Here is a 17,787-nt window from a genome sequence, read left to right on the forward strand (position 1 = left end):
AAGGACTTAGGTCCTTATGCGTTTTCTAACTGTTAAGGTAAATATTCATCAATAAACCTTTCAAGATAATAAGAATACTGGTCAGAATCAAACTCATTGCCGCATGCATGTAAAACCCATGGCTCTTTCTGATGAGGGATGCCGACTGCATATCCTTTTTTTCTAAACTCAAAGCATTGAGAAGTATCGTATAAATGCCACCCGTCAAAAATCTCTTTTCGCCATGGAACATCATACTGAGTCGCCAGCAATAAACCGTCTAATGCTTGAACTGTTTTCACAGTTTCATCAATTTCATCAATTTCATCAAATGATAAATAGCTGTACGTACTGCGGTATTCAATGACTTTTCCGGCTTTTTTAGAAGCCTCCCACCAAATCCCGCTTTGCGGCACTTCTTCAGCTCCGATGACACCTATCATACCTAGGCCATCATTTTGCTGAAAGACATAAAGGAGATCATAAATAAAGGTTCGGTTGATGATAAATGTGTCCTGATGTAAATACACTTTATATTTTGAATCTGAGTCCTGCATGGCCTTCTGGTATCCTGAGGCCATACTGTCTGCGTTGCGTATATTGATCAATTCTACTTTCATATGCGGCGGTACAGAAAGAGATCGGATATGCCGCTGACAGAGATCATAAAGGGTGTCATCATTTACACATGTAATGAAGCTGATTGAGTGTTGATTTACATGCGGGTTCATCTTTTCTCTGCCTTTATGATATATTGATAGGCTTTGGCTTCCTCCTCGAAATCTGTGTGATAAATCCCCATGCATGCTCTGACGTGAGACAGTTTCCTGATCATTTTTTCATAATAGTGAGTCGTGAAGGGAATAGGCTCAATTAGGCTGATCTTGTAGCCTGTTTCATGAAACATCTTTTTCATTTCGTGCAGAGTGAAAAAACGGAAGTGAGTTTTATCAAGCAGCCCGGCCTGTGTATACGTCCATTTTCCGGACAGCAGACTTTCAAAAATCGAGATATGGCTGATATTTGGGATGCTTGCCAAAATGCTTCCTGTCTCTTTTACATAAGGCTTGAGGTTACGTAAAACTGCCCACGGATCTTTTAAGTGTTCCAACACATCTCCGAATATGAGGTAATCAAATGTGTTTTTTTGAAAAGGCAGCTTCAGTGTTTCGATGTCTTCTGTTATCACTTCGTCAATGTGGCGCGCGGCTTTTTCGGCAGCGGGCGGATAGGATTCGATCCCGTAATAGGAGCAACTGATTTTTTCCTTAACAGCTGCGCCAAACAAACCTTCAGCGCACCCGACTTCAAGAATGGCTTTTGCATGAGGTTGTATTAAATTAAAAAGTCTCCAATTAATCCCTTTGTAATATTCATTATCTTTTAGGTGATATTCTTTCATAGAATTAGCTTGTGGCTTTTTATTGATTTCCATGATCTTCACCCCCGGAGCCAGCCTGCATATTCAGGATATTTTCAAAGTATTTTTGATTTGCTAGCATTCTTGAATCATGAGGACGGTATTGTAATGCAGATTCATTATGCTGATAGGCAAGCTGATGCTGGCCGAGTTTATCGTAGCAGACGGCTAATTGCAGGTGTGGAAGCCAGGTCGCACATGCGCGGTTTTGAAAAGCCAGACTTTCTGAGCCCTTATTTTCAATTGCCTTTTCATACCAGTAGACCGCGCTTTGAAAATCGTTTTTCTCAAAAAAAGAGTAGCCCAGCCTGCAGCATGTTTCCGCCCGGGGTGGTCCGTAGACGAGCGTGTGGAGCACCCAGCTTAGTTCTTTTTCCTTCAGTCCCAATGAATGATAGCAATCTGCTAATTTATTGCACGCTCTGATATTATCCTCAACCCATCCCTGCTTTGTTTGCAAAAAACGCAAATAGTATTCAATCGCTTTTTCTATTTTTCCGTGATCACATAATTCGTTTGCATAGTAAAATAAATCTCTTGGTGAAAAATCCTTTCCAGCAGAGACCATGTTTTCATAAATTCGCAGGTTACGGTCTGCGTCATGGCTAAGCGGCATGTGAGAAACGGCTGCTTCACTGTGGTGAAGATTGCCGTATACCTCCAAGTACTCGTGGACCGCGCCGATCCACTTAAAGCCCTTTTCCCGTTTGACAAGCCGATACCTTCTTAAGCTGGATGTGACGTTATTTGCTTCGTCAAATGCCAGATGGTATTTCATTGAGACCGCGTCGATGTTCAGGTCAAGCGTCCTTTTTAAATCCACTAACAGCTCTTGATCCTTCTCTGTAAATACGTCATCAGCATCAAGCCATAAGATGTAGTCGGATGTCGCCTGCTGGAACGAAAAATTTCGGGCCGCCGCAAAATCGTCAATCCATTCAAAATCAAAAATTCGGTCTGTATAGCGGGCAACAATGTTTTTCGTCTGATCTGTTGAGCCGGTATCCACAATGTTGATCTCATCCACAATCTCTTTGACAGAATCTAAGCAGCGGCTAATAACAGCTTCTTCATCCTTCACGATCATACACAGACTTATCGAAATCACATCGCGGCCTCCGTTTCATTTTGTTTTTTCTTGATGGCATGGACAAACATGCAGTCAATATGAGCATGTGTTGACAAGTGATCCACAGGCAGGCCAAACTGTCGGGCGAGAAATTTGAGTTCCTGTAAAAACAGCTGGATCTTCGGTTCAGGTACGGCGGAATGGGGATTGATTGACTTTAGCTCATAAAGATGTTTTGGAAAAAGCGTGTTTACGTTTTGAGGTGTAATGAAGTGAGTGTGTAAAGGTGTTCCGCATAATAATGAGTAAAGCGTGTCTGCATAAGCTGTGTTCGGGATGCTGCAAATCAACGAGCCAGAAGGCTTGAGGTAAACGGAAAGGGCCTCAATTGTTTGCTGGGGATGCGCCGAGCTGTTCAAAAGGTCTCCTATCAAAACCGCATCAAAAAAAGCCTTCGGATAAGGAAGTTCGCATGCTTTCGTATCAGCCGAAATGACTTGTTCATAATAGGCGCTTGCTATACTCCGTAATATCGCATCCTCTTCAACGCCGTACAGTGTACAGGTTTGCCGATTCAGAAGCTCTGCGCCAGCAGCTCCCGCCCCGCAGCCGATATGGAGGATGGAACGGGAAGCGGAAGGCACGAGCTCCTTTAGGTCTGGCTGAGGATCGATAAAAGCCGTTACATCCCGCTTCCATTTATCTATGAATGTTTGGCGGTTGACCTGATATAACCGGCTGATGCTTAAATCCGAATTACCAGAAAATGTGGCATGCCCGTGATGATGCACAAACGAGTCAAGGGCGATTTTTAGCTGATATCCTGCTTGCAGGGCGCGTAGACATAAGTCATCGTCTTCAAATGAACCGCCTTCAAAACGTTCGTCAAAACCGCCGATTTTATCCAGGACTTCTTTTTTTGCTAGAAGGCAAAAACCGACCAGCCGTAAAGCGGCTTTTGATTCGCCTTGATGTTGTCTGCAGTAGCCCTGAGAAAAATGCTCGATTTCTTCTATGCTGGTGTAATCAACCGGAATTTGCTGGGCGCCGCTGACATAATTGCTAACAGGCCCGACCATGCCGGTTTTTTCATCTTGATAAAGCAGCTTGATCATTGGCTCCAGCCACTGATTTGTTACGATAGTGTCATTGTTTAAAAAAAGAATATTGTCCCCTAAAGCATTTTCAAGACCCTGATTGCAGCCTTTCGCGAAACCTTCGTTTGCTTCGTTGAAAATTGTTTTAATCGAAGACATCTTTTTAAGGTAGTCTCGTGTCCCGTCATGAGAGCCGTTATCTACAACAATGATCTCTATACTGTTATGATTCGTATGCTTCCATATGCTCTCCAAGCATTGTTTTGTCAAAGCCAATTGATTATAAGTCAGCACAATAATACTCGTTTTCACCCTAACCTCCGCCCTTCACCATATCATTCGGTTACTCTATGTATATCGAAATGTTGTGTTGGAATGATTTCTTCCTGAAAAAAGACAGAGGCGGCTTACTCATTGATTTTGAAAAATGAGAAAATTCCCTATAAAAATGGTATGATCTAGGTAGAAAGGACGGCTGGTGCTTGGTGAAAAAGCGGTTCCATTTTTCCCTGCAAACAAAAATAATGGGGCTGATTGCGGCTCTGCTGGTCTTTGTCATTGGTGTGCTGACCATTACGTTAGCCGTTCAGCATACACAGGAAGAACGAAGGCAGGCGGAGCAGCTGGCGGTTCAAACGGCGAGAACTATTTCCTATATGCCGCCGGCTAAAGAGCTCATTGAGAGAAAAGGCGGACATGCCGCTGAGACGCAAGACGTCATTGAACAAATGAAAGAACAGACTGGCGCGTATGCCATTTATATCTTGGACGAAAAAGGAGACATCCGCAGCGCCTCTGGAAAAAGCGGTGTAGAGAAGCTGGAGCGCAGCAGAGAGATTTTGTTTGGGGGCTCGCATGTTTCTGCAACAAAAGCGGATGGACGGAGAGTAATCAGAGGGAGCGCGCCGATTATGAAAGAGCAGAAGGGATACAGCCAAGTGATTGGCAGCGTGTCTGTTGATTTTCTGCAAACGGAGACAGAGCAAAGCATCAAAAAACATTTAAGAAATTTGAGCGTGATTGCCGTGCTTGTGCTGCTGCTCGGATTTGCTGGCGCCGCCGTTTTGGCCAAAAGCATCAGAAAGGATACGCTTGGGCTTGAACCGCATGAGATCGCGGCGCTATATCGTGAGAGGAACGCAATGCTTTTGGCGATTCGAGAAGGGATCATTGCCACCAATCGTGAAGGCGTCGTCACCATGATGAATGTGTCGGCGGCCGAGATGCTGAGGCTGCCCGAGCCTGTGATCCATCTTCCCATAGATGAGGTCATGCCGGGAGCCGGGCTGATGTCTGTGCTTGAACAAGGTGAAATACCGCCGAATCAGGAGGTAAGCGTCAACGATCAGGTGTTTATTATCAATACAAAAGTGATGAATCAAGGCGGGCAGGCGCATGGGATTGTCGTCAGCTTCAGGGAGAAAACAGAGCTGAAGAAGCTGATTGACACATTGACAGAGGTTCGTAAATATTCAGAGGATCTCAGAGCGCAGACTCATGAGTTTTCAAATAAGCTTTACGCGATTTTAGGGCTGCTTGAGCTTGGGGAATATGATGAAGCCATTGATTTGATTAAAGAGGAATACGCGATACAAAATGAGCAGCATGATCTTTTATTCCATAACATCCATTCGCAGCAGGTGCAGGCGATTTTGTTAGGAAAAATAAGCAAGGCATCGGAAAAGAAGGTCAAGCTGGTGATTGATGAAAACAGCTCACTCGCGCCTCTTCCTGCACATATCGGCTTGTCCCATCTTATTACGATTATCGGCAATTTAATTGATAACGCTTTCGAAGCTGTAGCAGAGCAACGCGTGAAGGAGGTTTTGTTTTTTATCACGGATATGGGCCGTGACATTGTCATCGAAGTATCAGACACAGGAACGGGTGTGCCGCCAGATAAGATGGAAGCTGTGTTTGAGAGAGGCTATTCTTCAAAGGGGATGAAGAGAGGCTACGGTCTGGCCAATGTGAAAGACTCAGTGCGAGAACTGAGCGGTTGGATCGAACTGGCGAATCAAAAAAACGGCGGGGCGGTTTTCACTGTGTTTATACCGAAGGAGAAACAAGGGGGGAATCCATTTGATTCACATCGCGATTGCGGAGGATGATTTTCGAGTTGCGCAAATCCATGAGAGATTGATTAAACAGCTTGATGGATTCAAGATTATCGGCAAAGCGGCCAACGCCAAAGAGACAATGGCGCTTTTGAAGGAACACAAGGCTGATTTGCTTCTGCTGGATATTTATATGCCGGACGAGCTTGGGACCGCATTGATTCCTGAAATACGAAACCGATTTCCTGAAGTGGACATTATGATTATCACAGCGGCAACAGAAACCCGTCATTTGCAGGAAGCGCTAAGGGCGGGGATTGCCCACTATTTAATCAAACCCGTAACGGCTGACAAGTTCAGGCAGGTGCTGCTTCAGTATAAAGAAAAAAGAAAGTTGCTCATGTCTCAGCCGGAGGTCAGCCAGTCCATGATCGATCATATTTTTGGAAACGGTGTGAAGACATCTTTGCCGGCAGAGAATTTGCCGACTGGCATTAATTCGATTACACTGCGAAAAATTAAGGAAGCGCTTCGGACGGCGTCAGAAGGATTGACAGCGGAGGAACTCGGGGAAAAAATGGGGGCGTCACGAACAACTGCCCGCCGTTATGCCGAGTACCTTGTGTCAAAGGAAGAAGCAAGAGCCGAGCTTGAATACGGGATTATCGGCAGGCCGGAGAGAAAATATTATTTGGCGGCGAAATAGATATGAAACAATCTATAATCCTATTGATTTTTCTGTTGATCTTTATGCAGGGTGATATCAGGCAGGCGGCTGCGCCGCGCCTGCCGGACGGGCCGATAGAAATTGTTGTCCCCGCTGAGCCTTCCGGCGGCTGGGATGTCACAGCGCAGGCGATTCAATCTGTTTTGAGCAAGAAGCAGATTGTGAAGGGGGATGTTCATATCGTCTATAAACCAGGCGGCGGGGGAGAGAAAGGCTGGAAATATGTCAACAACAGCAGCAAACAAACCATCAGCATGACGTCCAGCCTAATATTGAGCAATGATCTTCTCGGGCAAAGCAAATTAAAAATGTCCGATTTTACGCCGCTCGCCATTCTCTCCAAGGAATGGCAGACGGTTGCATTGCCAAAAGGATCAGCGTTAACAAACGGCAAGGATGTGCTAAATGAGATCAACATGCATCCCGGCAAGGTGAAAATCGGCTTTGCTCCGGGGTTTGGCAATGATGATCAGCTGTCGTTCGCCAGAGCGGCCGATATGTACGGCATTGACCCTTTTGACATTCAATTTTTACAGTATGACAGCAGTGAACAGCTCATTCAGGCGCTGATCAGACATGAGATAGAAGCAGCTTCCATGACCCTTTCTGAAGCGAAACCATATGAACGAAACGGCGATATCACGTTAGCCGCTGTAACATCTGATAAAAGACTTCCCGGTTTTCCAAAGGTACCGACGTGGAAGGAGCAGGGAATCCCGTTTGTTTTTTCTCATTGGAGAGGGATTTTGGGCCCGAAAAATATGTCTGAGGAAGAGATTTCTTACTGGGATCAAGCGCTCAAGAAGGTCACCTCCTCACCTGAATGGAGGCGGAAAATAAACGAACAGGACTGGGAAAGCTTTTATTTGAACAGCAGGGAAACGAAACGGTTTCTTGAACAGCAATCCGCTATTTATCAAAGCATAATGACAGGAAATTAAGATCCCGGATGCCGGGATCTTTTTCATGCCGGAAAATGATCAAAAAGAACAAAACGGTTTTAAAAAATTAAAAATACAAAAAAACCAAATTATTTACTTGCGGTTGGTTTTCCCATACGATGGCAAAAAGGCAAGACAAAAGGGGAGTAAGGGATAAAAAAATGTAAGCGGATTCATTTAAGGGGGAATGGATGTGTTAGCAATCTTAGGCTTTCTCATGATGCTTGTGTTTATGGCATTGATCATGACAAAACGGCTTTCTGTTTTAACAGCATTGGTTTTAACGCCGATTGTGTTTGCACTGATCGCCGGATTTGGATTTACTGAAGTTGGGGACATGATGATTTCGGGGATTCAGCAAGTCGCGCCGACAGCTGTCATGATTATGTTTGCGATCTTATATTTTGGAATTATGATTGATGCAGGACTGTTTGATCCAATGGTTGGCAAAATTTTAAGCATGGTCAAAGGGGACCCTTTAAAAATTGTTGTCGGAACAGCGGTTCTGACGATGCTCGTCGCATTGGACGGCGACGGTTCGACAACGTATATGATTACGACAAGCGCCATGCTTCCGCTCTATTTGCTGCTTGGCATCCGGCCAATTATCCTGGCGGGAATCGCGGGCGTCGGCATGGGAATCATGAACACGATTCCATGGGGTGGCGCGACGCCGCGGGCGGCGAGCGCGCTGGGGGTTGATCCGGCTGAGCTTACAGGGCCGATGATTCCTGTCATTGCAAGCGGGATGCTTTGCATGGTGGCGGTTGCGTATGTGCTTGGAAAAGCGGAACGAAAGCGCCTTGGTGTGATTGAACTGAAACAGCCGGCCAATGCCAATGAAACGGCGGCAGCGGTTGAAGATGAGTGGAAGCGGCCGAAGCTTTGGTGGTTCAATTTATTGTTGACGCTTTCTTTAATAGGATGTTTAGTATCAGGGAAAATCAGTTTAACCGTTCTGTTTGTCATTGCGTTCTGTATTGCACTGATTGTGAATTATCCCAATCTCGAGCATCAGAGACAGCGCATCGCGGCGCATTCCAGCAACGTGCTGGCTATTGGTTCAATGATTTTTGCGGCCGGGGTGTTCACGGGTATTTTGACAGGCACGAAAATGGTTGATGAAATGGCGATCTCGCTCGTGTCCATGATACCGGAACAAATGGGTGGATTGATCCCGGCGATTGTGGCCTTAACAAGCGGCATTTTTACATTCTTGATGCCGAATGACGCGTATTTCTACGGGGTGCTGCCGATTTTATCAGAAACAGCTGTCGCATACGGTGTGGATAAAGTTGAAATTGCCAGAGCCTCTATTATCGGCCAGCCGATTCATATGCTGAGTCCGCTTGTGCCATCCACTCATTTGCTTGTCGGGCTTGTCGGGGTTTCTATTGACGACCACCAAAAATTCGCATTGAAATGGGCGGTTCTCGCAGTGATCGTCATGACGGCTATCGCTCTATTGATCGGTGCGATCTCTATTTCCTTATGATAATTCAGGCGTAATGACACACACTAACGGCATACAACATTCCGGAGGTGTCATTATGGGTGATCCTTATATGCCGCTGACTTCGGTCAGAAGCGGAACGGGGTTCGAAGCGGCAAAAGGGGTGCACGGCCTGACTGTGCAAATTGCGAATGTCTATTTTATTCAGCCTTCTGATCCTCACTCATTTGTTTTAATTGATGCCGGTATGCCCCAATCAGCCGGCATGATTGTCAATGAAGCCAAGCAAAGATTTGGTGAAGGTTTTCAGCTGAAGGCGGTTATCCTTACACACGGGCACTTTGACCATATCGGAGCAATCGAAGAGATTCTTGAGCATTGGGATGTACCTGTTTATGTCCATTCGAGGGAAATGCCTTATGTAACAGGCAAAGAGGGGTATCCTCCAGCTCGTCCTGACAGCAAGAGCGGGCTGGTCGCCAAGCTGTCGCCGCTGTTTCCGCGGCATTCCATCGATATTTCCTCACAGGTGCATGAACTGCCGGAAGACGGCTCAGTTCCATTTCTTGATGAGTGGATGTGGATTGCGACACCGGGACACACGCCGGGCCATATTTCGTTATTCCGCGATGATGGCCGCGTGCTTGTGGCAGGCGATGCTGTTATTACGGTGGAACAGGAGAAAATGGCTGACGTCTTGATTCAAAAACAGGAGCTTCACGGGCCGCCGGCTTATTTCACGCCTGACACAGAGACGGCTGCGGAGTCCATTCTAAAGCTGGCCGCTCTTGAACCGGAAGCGTTATTGACCGGGCATGGCATACCGATGACCGGCAAAAACTTTCGTCACGACTTAACTGAATTGGCAAACCGTTTATCGTCTATTTGACACCCGCACTACGCGGGTGTTTTTTATTGTTTTCCAAGAAGTTGCAGAAAAATCATTGTCTTGCCGCTTAAAAACGATACAATGAAAAGAATGAAGTGAAGTGAAGGGGAGAGTTTGTTGGAAGAAAAAGAAATACTCTGGAATGAAGCGAAAGCGTTTATTGCCGCATGCTATCAGGAATTGGGAAAGGAGGAGGAAGTGAAAGACCGTCTTGCTGACATTAAAAGTGAAATTGACCGGACCGGAAGCTATGTACATACGAAGGAAGAGCTAGAGCACGGAGCGAAAATGGCTTGGAGAAACAGCAACCGCTGCATCGGCAGGTTGTTCTGGAATTCGCTGAATGTCATCGACAGACGAGACGTCCGGACGAAGGAGGAAGTGCGTGACGCCCTCTTTCACCATATTGAAACTGCCACCAATAACGGGAAAATCAGACCGACCATTACGATTTTCCCTCCGGAAGAGAAGGGTGAAAAGCAAATCGAGATCTGGAATCATCAGCTGGTCCGGTATGCCGGATATGAGTCAGACGGAGAAAGAATCGGCGACCCGGCTTCCCGTTCCCTGACAGCAGCCTGCGAAGAGCTCGGCTGGCGCGGAGAGCGAACGGATTTTGACCTGCTGCCGCTCATTTTTCGCATGAAAGGCGACGAGCAGCCGGTCTGGTATGAGCTGCCGCGTTCACTTGTGATCGAGGTTCCAATCACACATCCCGACATCGATGCGTTTTCTGACTTGGAGCTGAAGTGGTACGGCGTGCCTATCATTTCTGATATGAAGCTTGAGGTTGGCGGCATTCATTATAATGCCGCGCCGTTTAACGGCTGGTATATGGGCACGGAGATCGGAGCGAGAAACCTCGCAGATGAAAAGCGGTACGACAAGCTCAAAAAAGTAGCGTCCGTGATCGGCATCGCCGCTGATTACAATACGGATTTATGGAAGGATCAAGCGCTTGTTGAATTGAATAAGGCTGTGCTGCATTCGTATAAAAAACAGGGGGTCAGCATCGTTGACCATCATACAGCCGCAAGCCAGTTTAAACGGTTTGAAGAACAGGAGGAAGAAGCGGGCAGAAAGCTGACGGGGGATTGGACGTGGCTGATTCCGCCGATCTCACCCGCCGCCACTCATATCTTCCACCGATCCTATGACAACTCAATCATTAAGCCGAATTACTTTTATCAGGATAAGCCTTATGAGTAAACAATGGAAAATCGATGATGGCCTTCGAGTCTGCGGGATTCAGTGACAGAGATGTCGGTAACCTTTGAGAAAGGGCTTCCTTTCTTTACAGCCTCAAGAAACGATTGCAGGGCGTTTTCCGGCCCCTCTGCCAACATCTCAACACGCCCGTCATCACGGTTTTTGACCCAGCCGGCCAGTTTTCGCTTATCAGCTTCCATTTGAACAAAATAGCGAAAGCCCACACCTTGAACCCGGCCGTCTACAATGATTCGGTATTGAAGCATGTAAAAACCACCTTTTCTTTTTATGATAATCAATTATTTTACAGCCTGTAAAGGGGATGTGTTCGCATGAAACCAGAGCGCTATACAGTTCTTTCTCTTAATCTGGGAAAACCGCAGACGCTTGAATATGACGGAAAGAAGATCGAAACCGGCATCATGAAGCGGCCGGCTGATTCCGCCGTTATGCTGCACCGCGAGAATTTTGAAGGAGACGGACAGGCGGACATCGTCAACCACGGCGGACCTGATAAGGCTGTTTGCGTCTACCCGGCGGAGCATTATCCGTTTTGGGAAGAGTTCCTCTCAAGACCGCTGCCAAGCGCCGCATTTGGAGAAAATTTGACGGTCGCGGGCCTGACTGAGGAGACAGTTTGCATAGGGGATGTGTTCAAGCTTGATGAAGCTGTTGTTCAGGTCAGCCAGCCGCGCCAGCCGTGTGTAAAGCTGGCGAAAAAGTTTGGCGAAAAAGAAATGGTGCTGAAGGTTCAGCAAACAGGCTATACAGGGTATTATTTTCGCGTGCTGGAGGAGGGCAGGGTGTCACCAGGCGCCAAGCTTGAATTGCTGTCCAGAGGAGAGAAAGGCATCTCCGTCCAGTTCGCCAACCGCATCAACTATCATGATGCAAAAAATCTCACCGCCATTGACCGGATTTTAAGTGAGGATGCCCTATCGAAAAGCTGGAGAGCGTCCTTTATGAAAAAAAAGGCCAGGCTGCTACCGGTTGAATAGAAAAAAGCCGCGCATATCAACGTGCGCGGCTTTGACATCTTTAAGATTGTTTTTTCTTTGTTTCAAGCAGGTTGGCAAGAAAATAGGTTTTATAGCTTTGAAGCTTTCTTCCCTCATGGTGCGTGATCCCCTGCTTTTTTAGTTCTGCCACATACCAGCCTTTACTGCCGTAATGCATGTTAGAAAACTCCTTTCCCTATCTGATTTCGAAACGATTGGCATTGTAACATCTATAAAAAGATGCTGAAAAGAGATGTGGGGAAAACTGAGCCTTTCGCACTAGATATACGAATGTTCTTCTGTATGTATATGCGGAGTAAAAGCCGAATATGATTTAATGGCCGGTCAATTTGAGCATAACAACGCCAAATGTCATAATGGCGAAAACAATGCCGATATATGTGAGCATCCCGTTTTTTTTCTTTACGCCGTAAACGGTTATTAAGATGCCTTCAATGAAAAAAATGATGCCAAAAATGATAAACCACATGCAGATAGAGGCTCCTTTCACAGACATAATAGTAGTGTAGCATATCTGGAAGAGCCGGGCTGTGACAATATCAAGAAAGCCGGGCGCATATATCGCCCGGCTCATGTTTTATTGTTTATCAACCAATTTGACCAGAAGCTGTGCCAAATGTGTTTTCTCATTTTCGTCCGCAATGCTCCAAAGCTCTTGCAGCAGCATTTCTTCACCGTTTTGCGGCTCTTCATGCTTTGCGAGGTAGTCTCCCAGGATCGCGGCGCTTTTCACCAGCTTGCCGTCATCCAATCCCAGCTTTTTGCCTCGATTGACTTGTTTTTTCAAGTAGTCTTTAAATTCCTCAAAGTCTTTTAAAATGTCTTCTTTTGTTGTGCCGTGCATCGCGTTCATTTCGTTTTCAATTTGGATTTTTTCTTGATCTCTGTTCATTGCAAGTCCTCCTCGTGCAGAATAATGTTGTTTTACCTGCAATTCGAGGAGGCTAAACCTGCCGGAAGTCCGGAATGTGTTTTACAGCTTCGTCAGGATAATCGGTTCGTCTTTTGTGATAACGATCGTGTGTTCAACTTGGGCAACCATGCTTTTATCCGGCGTCTTGAACGTCCAGCCGTCTCCAGCTTCAACAATCGTTTCCGCTTTCGTAGAAATAAACGGTTCAAGCGCGATCACTGTGCCGTTTTTGAAAAGCGCGTTATCAAACGGATCATAATAGTTCATGATGTGGTTCGGCGCTTCATGCAGGCTGCGGCCGATTCCGTGGCCGGTCAGTGTTTTAATGACGGTAAAGCCTTGAGAGCGTGCTTCATGATAAACGGCTCTTCCGATCTGGTTTTGGCGCTTGCCTGCTTTTGCCTGCTGAAGGCCCTTTTGAAAAGCGTCTTCCGCGCATTGGCAAAGCTTATGAAGGCGTTCTTCTCCATCACCGAGTACAAATGAGATGCCTGTGTCGGAATAGAACCCGCCAAATTCAGCAGAGATGTCGATGTTGACAAGGTCCCCTGCTTTTAAAATCTTGGAAGTGCTTGGTATGCCGTGAGCCACTTCATCATTTACGCTGATGCATGTCACACCTGGAAAATCGTATTCCTTCTCAGGAGCTGAAACGGCGCCATGCTCATCAAGCACAGCTTTTCCGATAAGGTCAAGGTCTTTTGTGCTCATGCCGGGCTCTGCTTTTCGCTTCATTTCTTCACGCGCAAGCGCGACGATTCTTCCGATTTTTTCCAGGCCTTCTAATTCTTGATCGTTTGTTACAATCATCTGTCATTCCCGCTTTCTTTTTAAATAATCTAGATTAAGCTTACCACAACTGTCTTAAAAATAGGAAACACACGGACCTGGGAAAAAAGAAATGCCTTGGGAAAATTGGTATAGATCACTAGATATCTTATATGGTATATTTGAAAAAAAAGGGTATGAGGGGGATGGGTATGCTTTCATTTTTACAAAAACTCGGGAAGTCATTTATGCTCCCGATTGCGGTTCTGCCTGCGGTTGGAATTATCCTTGCGCTTGGCAGAGAGGATGTATTTAATATCCCGTTTGTCTATCAGGCGGGGACGGCGGTTTTTGATCATCTGCCGCTTATTTTTGCGATCGGAATTGCCATCGGCATTTCAAAAGACAGCAATGGGGCCGCGGGTTTATCAGGGGCGATATCGTATCTGATGCTTGACGCGGCGACAAAGACAATTGACAAAACAAATAACATGGCGGTGTTTGGGGGAATTATTGCCGGTTTAATTGCTGGTTACACCTATAACCGCTTCAAGGATACAAAGCTGCCAGAATATCTCGGATTTTTCAGCGGTAGACGGCTTGTGCCGATTATAACTGCCATCATTACGATCATTTTAGCCGGCATATTCGGAGTCGTCTGGCCGCCGATTCAATCGTGCATAAACGCGTTTGGAGAGTGGATGCTGGGACTAGGCGGCATCGGAGCGGGCATATTCGGCCTTTTCAACAGGCTGTTAATTCCGCTTGGCCTTCACCACGTACTGAACAATATTTTCTGGTTCCAATTCGGAGAATATAACGGAGTGACAGGGGATCTGGCTCGCTTTTTCGCGAAAGATCCGACAGCGGGCACATATATGACCGGATTCTTCCCAATCATGATGTTCGGTCTTCCAGCGGCGTGTCTGGCTATGGTTGTGACTGCGAAGCCGTCTAAACGGAAAGCGACGGCTGGAATGATGATTGGGTTTGCTTTAACGGCGTTTATCACAGGGATTACGGAGCCGATTGAGTTTGCATTTATGTTTTTATCTCCGCTTTTATACGCTGTTCACGCGATCTTAACCGGGTTATCTTTATTTATCGTCAACTGGCTAGGCATCCGCTCAGGCTTCTCTTTTTCAGCCGGAGCTATCGATTATGTGCTCAGCTACGGAATCGCAGAAAAACCGCTGCTTCTGCTTTTTGTAGGTATATGCTATGCGGCAGTATACTTTATCGTGTTTTATGTACTGATTAAGGCTTTGAATTTAAAAACGCCGGGACGGGAAGATGATGATGTGGATGAAGTGCTGGATGAAAATACGGTTCAGGATGTAAATGAAAACATCATGCTGAAAGGGCTCGGCGGAAAAGAAAATCTTCAAACCATTGATCATTGCGCCACAAGGCTGCGACTGACTGTGAAGGATACCGCTTTGGTGGATGAAGCGCTTTTGAAGAAAGCAGGCGCAAAAGGGGTTGTCAAATCTGGCGGACAATCGGTTCAAGTCATTATTGGGCCGAATGTGGAATTTGCAGCTGAGGAATTGAGAGCTGCCGTCAAATAAAAAAGCGGAGAGGGCAACCTCTCCGCTTTTTCTTATTTATCTTCGTTATCCTTTGACGTTTCGGAAGAATCTTCGTCATGTTTTGTGTAATCATAATCAGAAGGGTTTACCTTCTTAAAACCTTTCGGCTCGTAGAACCGCAGCAGGTCTCCGTTTATGATTTTATCGGACATTTCAAGTTCCTTCTTGACGAGTGAGTCTTCTGACTTGTCGACTTCGGATTCATCGAGTTCTTTGCCGGTTTTCGTATCGTAATACTTACCGGATATTTTCGTGTACTTCGGTGAAATAAAGTCTCCGTTTCGGAACGGAATCACTTCACGGTGTTCTTTCGATAAAATATCAGACCCGGACATCAGATAGTCTTTCGTATCCACTCCGAGCAGATGCAGAATGGTAGGAGCCACATCGACGTCTCCGGCATATTTATGAACCTTCTCGCCCTTCACGCCGGCAGCGTGGATAAAGAGCGGCACCCGTTGAAGCTGGGCATTGTCGTAATCAGTGATTTCATCTTTGCCAAGCACTTTCGCCATCGCTTTATTGTGGTTTTCAGAGATGCCGTAGTGGTCTCCGTACATCACAATAACCGATTTATCATATAACCCGTCTTTTTTCAGATCATTGAAGAATTGTTCAATGGACTGATCAAGGTAATGGGCTGACTGGAAGTAGTTATCGACGACAGAGTCACCAAAGTCTCCAGCCGGGAAGTCTGTATCCCCCTCATCCATTCCGAATGGGAAGTGGTTGGACAGGGTAATGAACTTCGTATAGAAAGGCTGCGGCAGGCTTTCCAGCAGCGGCATTGATTCTTTGAAGAACGGTTTGTCTTTCATGCCGTAGTTTTTCGTGTTTTCTTCGTTCATGTCATAGTAGGCAGAATCAAAGAATTTATCAATGCCTTCCGCTTTGTACATTTCGTTACGGTTCCAGAACGTCTGCGTGTTCCCGTGGAACGCGGCAGATGTGTAATTCTTAGACTTCAGAATCGCCGGAACGGATTGCAGCGTGTTTTGCGCTTTGTTTACGAAAACTGAACCTTGAGCCAGCGGGTACAGAGAGTTTTCCATCATAAATTCAGCATCAGATGTTTTACCTTGTCCCGTTTGGTGGAAAAAGTTATCAAAGTAGAACGTTTCGTTATCATGTGCCAGTTTATTTAAGAACGGTGTCACTTCTTTGCCGTCAATTTTATAGTCGATGATAAATGACTGCAAAGATTCAAGTGAAACGTAAATGACGTTTTTTCCTTCCGCTTTGCCGAAATACACGTTATTCGGCACATCGTAATTGGCTTTCATATAGTTTTCTACGTCCGTCACGTCGCTGGAATCGGCAAGCGCGCGCTGGCTGTTGGACTTGATATTCTGTACAGCGTCATAAATTGTGAAATTGTATGTTCCCAAGTATTTCACAAGATAGTTCCGGTCGAATGATCTTGTCAGCAATTCAGGACGGTCTGATTCCGCAACTGCCAGGTTGATCAAGAACACAAGAATCGAAGACGCTAAAATAATTCGGAACGATTTTTTGCTTGACGTTTCGGCAGGCTTGTTCACTTTAATCGCCAAGATGATCAGGATGATCGTGTCGATAAAGTAAAAGGCGTCAGTCGGTCTCATCAGCGAAAATGCGCTGTCACCGAGTTGGCCGCCGTTTGTTTTAGCCTGCATAATGACCGGAATTGTAATAAAATCATTGAAAAATCTGTAGTACACAATGTTTGCGTACAGTAAAAAAGACATTAAAAAATGAATCACTATAATGGCTGTCCGCTGTAATTTTTTCTTGAACAAGAGTCCAAAGCCAAGAAAGAACAAGCTTGAGCTAAGAGGATTCACAAAAAGCAATATTTTTTGTATCGTGTTGTCTATTCCTAAGTTGAAGTTCAGGACATAACCGACATACGTTTTGATCCATAACAGGACGACCGCGATGAAGAAGAAGGCCAGTCCTCTTTCTTTTATAAATGTTTTCATTGTTACACTCCTTTTTTCCGATCCAGTTCGAGCGAAACGATAGAAAAAACGAACGTATCCAATATAACACGAATCAGCAGATTAGAAAAGTGAAAATCGTATGATGGAGAAAGTGGCGAAAAACGCCGTCGAATCAACGTTTCGCTTTGAAATGACCAAATGTAAAACAAGGTATCTTTCTAGAAATAAAGGAATAAAATGGTACAATGATCATTATATGATAAAATAAACGGAATAGATGAAAAGAGGTGGAAGGATGGATTTTTCCCATATTGTGTCTGAAGATAAAATTAAGCGCGCCATCAAAGACGGAGACTTTCAAAACCTCCCGGGAATGGGAAAGCCGCTGCCGAAAGATGACGCGGCACACTTGCCGGAATCGCTGCGCATGGGCTACCGTATTATGAAAAATGCGGGAATGGCTGAGGACGAGGGCGCGCTCAAAAAAGAGCTTATGACCATCGACCATTTAATCGAAAAGTGCTATGACGAAAAAGAACGAGAGCAATTAATCAGAAAAAAATCTGAAAAGCAATTGCTGCTTGATAAGCTTGTTGACAAAAAAGACATGTTTTCAAAGCCAGCATCCGCTTTTTATAAGAATAAAGTATATGACCGGCTTGGACGAAACAGACCTTCTTCCAGCTGATTTGTCTTGTCTGCAGGATGGCGATTGAGAGAAGCCATCCTTTT

21 protein-coding genes are annotated in these 17,787 nt (G+C 45.6%); 11 read left to right on the top strand and 10 right to left on the bottom strand.

The window, feature by feature from the left end:
- Positions 1-32: 32 nt before the first annotated feature.
- Genes CDO84_RS03215 through CDO84_RS03230 form a run of 4 tightly spaced genes read right to left on the bottom strand, consistent with a single transcriptional unit; the run spans position 33 to position 3,877 of the window.
- Entirely contained in the window at positions 33-710 is a 678-nt protein-coding gene (locus CDO84_RS03215) for a glycosyltransferase family protein (RefSeq protein WP_040083763.1), read from the bottom strand.
- Positions 707-1,414, bottom strand: coding sequence for a class I SAM-dependent methyltransferase (locus CDO84_RS03220; protein WP_052438177.1), 708 nt, complete (start codon positions 1,412-1,414; stop codon positions 707-709). The genes CDO84_RS03215 and CDO84_RS03220 overlap by 4 nt, the downstream gene beginning before the upstream one ends.
- The gene (locus tag CDO84_RS03225; RefSeq protein WP_040083761.1) at positions 1,401-2,507 is read right to left on the bottom strand and encodes a tetratricopeptide repeat-containing glycosyltransferase family 2 protein; all 1,107 of its coding nucleotides are present in this window, start codon (positions 2,505-2,507) and stop codon (positions 1,401-1,403) included. The genes CDO84_RS03220 and CDO84_RS03225 overlap by 14 nt, the downstream gene beginning before the upstream one ends.
- Positions 2,504-3,877 carry a glycosyltransferase gene (locus tag CDO84_RS03230; RefSeq protein WP_040083760.1) on the bottom strand — a complete coding sequence of 458 codons (1,374 nt, stop codon included), beginning with the start codon at positions 3,875-3,877 and terminating at the stop codon, positions 2,504-2,506. The genes CDO84_RS03225 and CDO84_RS03230 overlap by 4 nt, the downstream gene beginning before the upstream one ends.
- Before the next feature lie 170 nt (positions 3,878-4,047).
- Here CDO84_RS03230 and yflR point away from each other — a divergent pair, with 170 nt between their 5' ends.
- The 7 genes from yflR (at position 4,048) to nosA (ending at position 10,841) form a co-directional block, all read left to right on the top strand.
- A complete protein-coding gene (yflR, locus tag CDO84_RS03235) occupies positions 4,048-5,676 on the top strand; it encodes a two-component sensor histidine kinase CitS (protein WP_040083759.1) in 1,629 nt (542 codons plus the stop codon).
- Positions 5,648-6,328: a two-component response regulator CitT gene (gene citT, locus CDO84_RS03240; RefSeq protein ID WP_040083757.1), complete on the top strand. Its 681-nt coding sequence runs from the start codon at positions 5,648-5,650 to the stop codon at positions 6,326-6,328. Before yflR ends, citT begins: the two co-directional genes overlap by 29 nt.
- Before the next feature lie 2 nt (positions 6,329-6,330).
- Positions 6,331-7,290 carry a tripartite tricarboxylate transporter substrate binding protein gene (locus tag CDO84_RS03245; RefSeq protein ID WP_040083756.1) on the top strand — a complete coding sequence of 320 codons (960 nt, stop codon included), beginning with the start codon at positions 6,331-6,333 and terminating at the stop codon, positions 7,288-7,290.
- 25 nt (positions 7,291-7,315) lie between these two features.
- Positions 7,316-7,447, top strand: a complete 132-nt coding sequence (locus tag CDO84_RS21810; protein WP_052438176.1) for a hypothetical protein — start codon at positions 7,316-7,318, stop codon at positions 7,445-7,447.
- A gap of 36 nt (positions 7,448-7,483) precedes the next feature.
- Entirely contained in the window at positions 7,484-8,785 is a 1,302-nt protein-coding gene (citM, locus tag CDO84_RS03250; protein WP_040083754.1) for an Mg(2+)/citrate complex secondary transporter CitM, read from the top strand.
- A 55-nt stretch (positions 8,786-8,840) separates the two neighbouring features.
- On the top strand, positions 8,841-9,632 hold the full coding sequence (locus CDO84_RS03255) for an MBL fold metallo-hydrolase (protein ID WP_040083753.1): 792 nt from the start codon (positions 8,841-8,843) through the stop codon (positions 9,630-9,632).
- Between the two features lie 117 nt (positions 9,633-9,749).
- Entirely contained in the window at positions 9,750-10,841 is a 1,092-nt protein-coding gene (nosA, locus tag CDO84_RS03260; RefSeq protein WP_040083752.1) for a nitric oxide synthase, read from the top strand.
- Here nosA and CDO84_RS03265 read toward each other — a convergent pair.
- Positions 10,832-11,107: an acylphosphatase gene (locus tag CDO84_RS03265; RefSeq protein WP_040083751.1), complete on the bottom strand. Its 276-nt coding sequence runs from the start codon at positions 11,105-11,107 to the stop codon at positions 10,832-10,834. The genes nosA and CDO84_RS03265 overlap by 10 nt on opposite strands.
- Before the next feature lie 66 nt (positions 11,108-11,173).
- On the opposite strand from CDO84_RS03265, the gene CDO84_RS03270 reads away from it, so the two are divergent.
- The gene (locus tag CDO84_RS03270) at positions 11,174-11,839 is read left to right on the top strand and encodes an MOSC domain-containing protein (protein WP_040083750.1); all 666 of its coding nucleotides are present in this window, start codon (positions 11,174-11,176) and stop codon (positions 11,837-11,839) included.
- A gap of 40 nt (positions 11,840-11,879) precedes the next feature.
- Here CDO84_RS03270 and CDO84_RS03275 read toward each other — a convergent pair whose 3' ends face one another.
- From CDO84_RS03275 to map, 4 genes are all read right to left on the bottom strand, one after another.
- Positions 11,880-12,017, bottom strand: a complete 138-nt coding sequence (locus CDO84_RS03275; RefSeq protein ID WP_003239885.1) for a YflJ family protein — start codon at positions 12,015-12,017, stop codon at positions 11,880-11,882.
- Between the two features lie 156 nt (positions 12,018-12,173).
- Positions 12,174-12,329: a hypothetical protein gene (locus CDO84_RS03280; protein WP_014663188.1), complete on the bottom strand. Its 156-nt coding sequence runs from the start codon at positions 12,327-12,329 to the stop codon at positions 12,174-12,176.
- Positions 12,330-12,437: 108 nt separating this feature from the next.
- Positions 12,438-12,752 carry a DUF3243 domain-containing protein gene (locus tag CDO84_RS03285; protein ID WP_014663189.1) on the bottom strand — a complete coding sequence of 105 codons (315 nt, stop codon included), beginning with the start codon at positions 12,750-12,752 and terminating at the stop codon, positions 12,438-12,440.
- Positions 12,753-12,833: 81 nt separating this feature from the next.
- On the bottom strand, positions 12,834-13,583 hold the full coding sequence (gene map, locus CDO84_RS03290; protein WP_040083749.1) for a type I methionyl aminopeptidase: 750 nt from the start codon (positions 13,581-13,583) through the stop codon (positions 12,834-12,836).
- Positions 13,584-13,753: 170 nt separating this feature from the next.
- Here map and nagE point away from each other — a divergent pair, with 170 nt between their 5' ends.
- Positions 13,754-15,112 carry an N-acetylglucosamine-specific PTS transporter subunit IIBC gene (nagE, locus tag CDO84_RS03295; RefSeq protein ID WP_040083748.1) on the top strand — a complete coding sequence of 453 codons (1,359 nt, stop codon included), beginning with the start codon at positions 13,754-13,756 and terminating at the stop codon, positions 15,110-15,112.
- A 32-nt stretch (positions 15,113-15,144) separates the two neighbouring features.
- On the opposite strand, the gene ltaS is transcribed toward nagE, so the two are convergent.
- Positions 15,145-17,094, bottom strand: coding sequence for a lipoteichoic acid synthase (gene ltaS / locus CDO84_RS03300; protein WP_014663191.1), 1,950 nt, complete (start codon positions 17,092-17,094; stop codon positions 15,145-15,147).
- Between the two features lie 100 nt (positions 17,095-17,194).
- Between ltaS and CDO84_RS03305 the strand changes: the two genes are divergently transcribed.
- Complete coding sequence (locus CDO84_RS03305) at positions 17,195-17,323, top strand: hypothetical protein (RefSeq protein ID WP_080478180.1); 129 nt, start codon at positions 17,195-17,197, stop codon at positions 17,321-17,323.
- A gap of 27 nt (positions 17,324-17,350) precedes the next feature.
- On the top strand, positions 17,351-17,743 hold the full coding sequence (locus tag CDO84_RS03310) for a DnaJ family domain-containing protein (protein ID WP_040083747.1): 393 nt from the start codon (positions 17,351-17,353) through the stop codon (positions 17,741-17,743).
- Positions 17,744-17,787 lie beyond the last annotated feature (44 nt).

The organism is Bacillus sp. MD-5 (genome assembly GCF_002201875.1).
In the GTDB taxonomy this organism is placed as follows: domain Bacteria; phylum Bacillota; class Bacilli; order Bacillales; family Bacillaceae; genus Bacillus; species Bacillus stercoris.

Excerpts from the sequence above, each read along its gene's own strand:
- CDO84_RS03215 (WP_040083763.1), bottom strand. The coding sequence starts at position 710 with ATGAACCCGCATGTAAATCAACACTCAATCAGCTTCATTACATGTGTA.
- CDO84_RS03220 (WP_052438177.1), bottom strand. The coding sequence starts at position 1,414 with ATGGAAATCAATAAAAAGCCACAAGCTAATTCTATGAAAGAATATCAC.
- CDO84_RS03245 (WP_040083756.1), top strand. The coding sequence starts at position 6,331 with ATGAAACAATCTATAATCCTATTGATTTTTCTGTTGATCTTTATGCAG.
- CDO84_RS21810 (WP_052438176.1), top strand. The coding sequence starts at position 7,316 with ATGCCGGAAAATGATCAAAAAGAACAAAACGGTTTTAAAAAATTAAAA.
- CDO84_RS03255 (WP_040083753.1), top strand. The coding sequence starts at position 8,841 with ATGGGTGATCCTTATATGCCGCTGACTTCGGTCAGAAGCGGAACGGGG.
- CDO84_RS03265 (WP_040083751.1), bottom strand. The coding sequence starts at position 11,107 with ATGCTTCAATACCGAATCATTGTAGACGGCCGGGTTCAAGGTGTGGGC.
- CDO84_RS03270 (WP_040083750.1), top strand. The coding sequence starts at position 11,174 with ATGAAACCAGAGCGCTATACAGTTCTTTCTCTTAATCTGGGAAAACCG.
- CDO84_RS03275 (WP_003239885.1), bottom strand. The coding sequence starts at position 12,017 with ATGCATTACGGCAGTAAAGGCTGGTATGTGGCAGAACTAAAAAAGCAG.
- CDO84_RS03280 (WP_014663188.1), bottom strand. The coding sequence starts at position 12,329 with ATGTGGTTTATCATTTTTGGCATCATTTTTTTCATTGAAGGCATCTTA.
- CDO84_RS03285 (WP_014663189.1), bottom strand. The coding sequence starts at position 12,752 with ATGAACAGAGATCAAGAAAAAATCCAAATTGAAAACGAAATGAACGCG.
- map (WP_040083749.1), bottom strand. The coding sequence starts at position 13,583 with ATGATTGTAACAAACGATCAAGAATTAGAAGGCCTGGAAAAAATCGGA.
- nagE (WP_040083748.1), top strand. The coding sequence starts at position 13,754 with ATGCTTTCATTTTTACAAAAACTCGGGAAGTCATTTATGCTCCCGATT.
- ltaS (WP_014663191.1), bottom strand. The coding sequence starts at position 17,094 with ATGAAAACATTTATAAAAGAAAGAGGACTGGCCTTCTTCTTCATCGCG.
- CDO84_RS03305 (WP_080478180.1), top strand. The coding sequence starts at position 17,195 with ATGATGGAGAAAGTGGCGAAAAACGCCGTCGAATCAACGTTTCGCTTT.
- CDO84_RS03310 (WP_040083747.1), top strand. The coding sequence starts at position 17,351 with ATGGATTTTTCCCATATTGTGTCTGAAGATAAAATTAAGCGCGCCATC.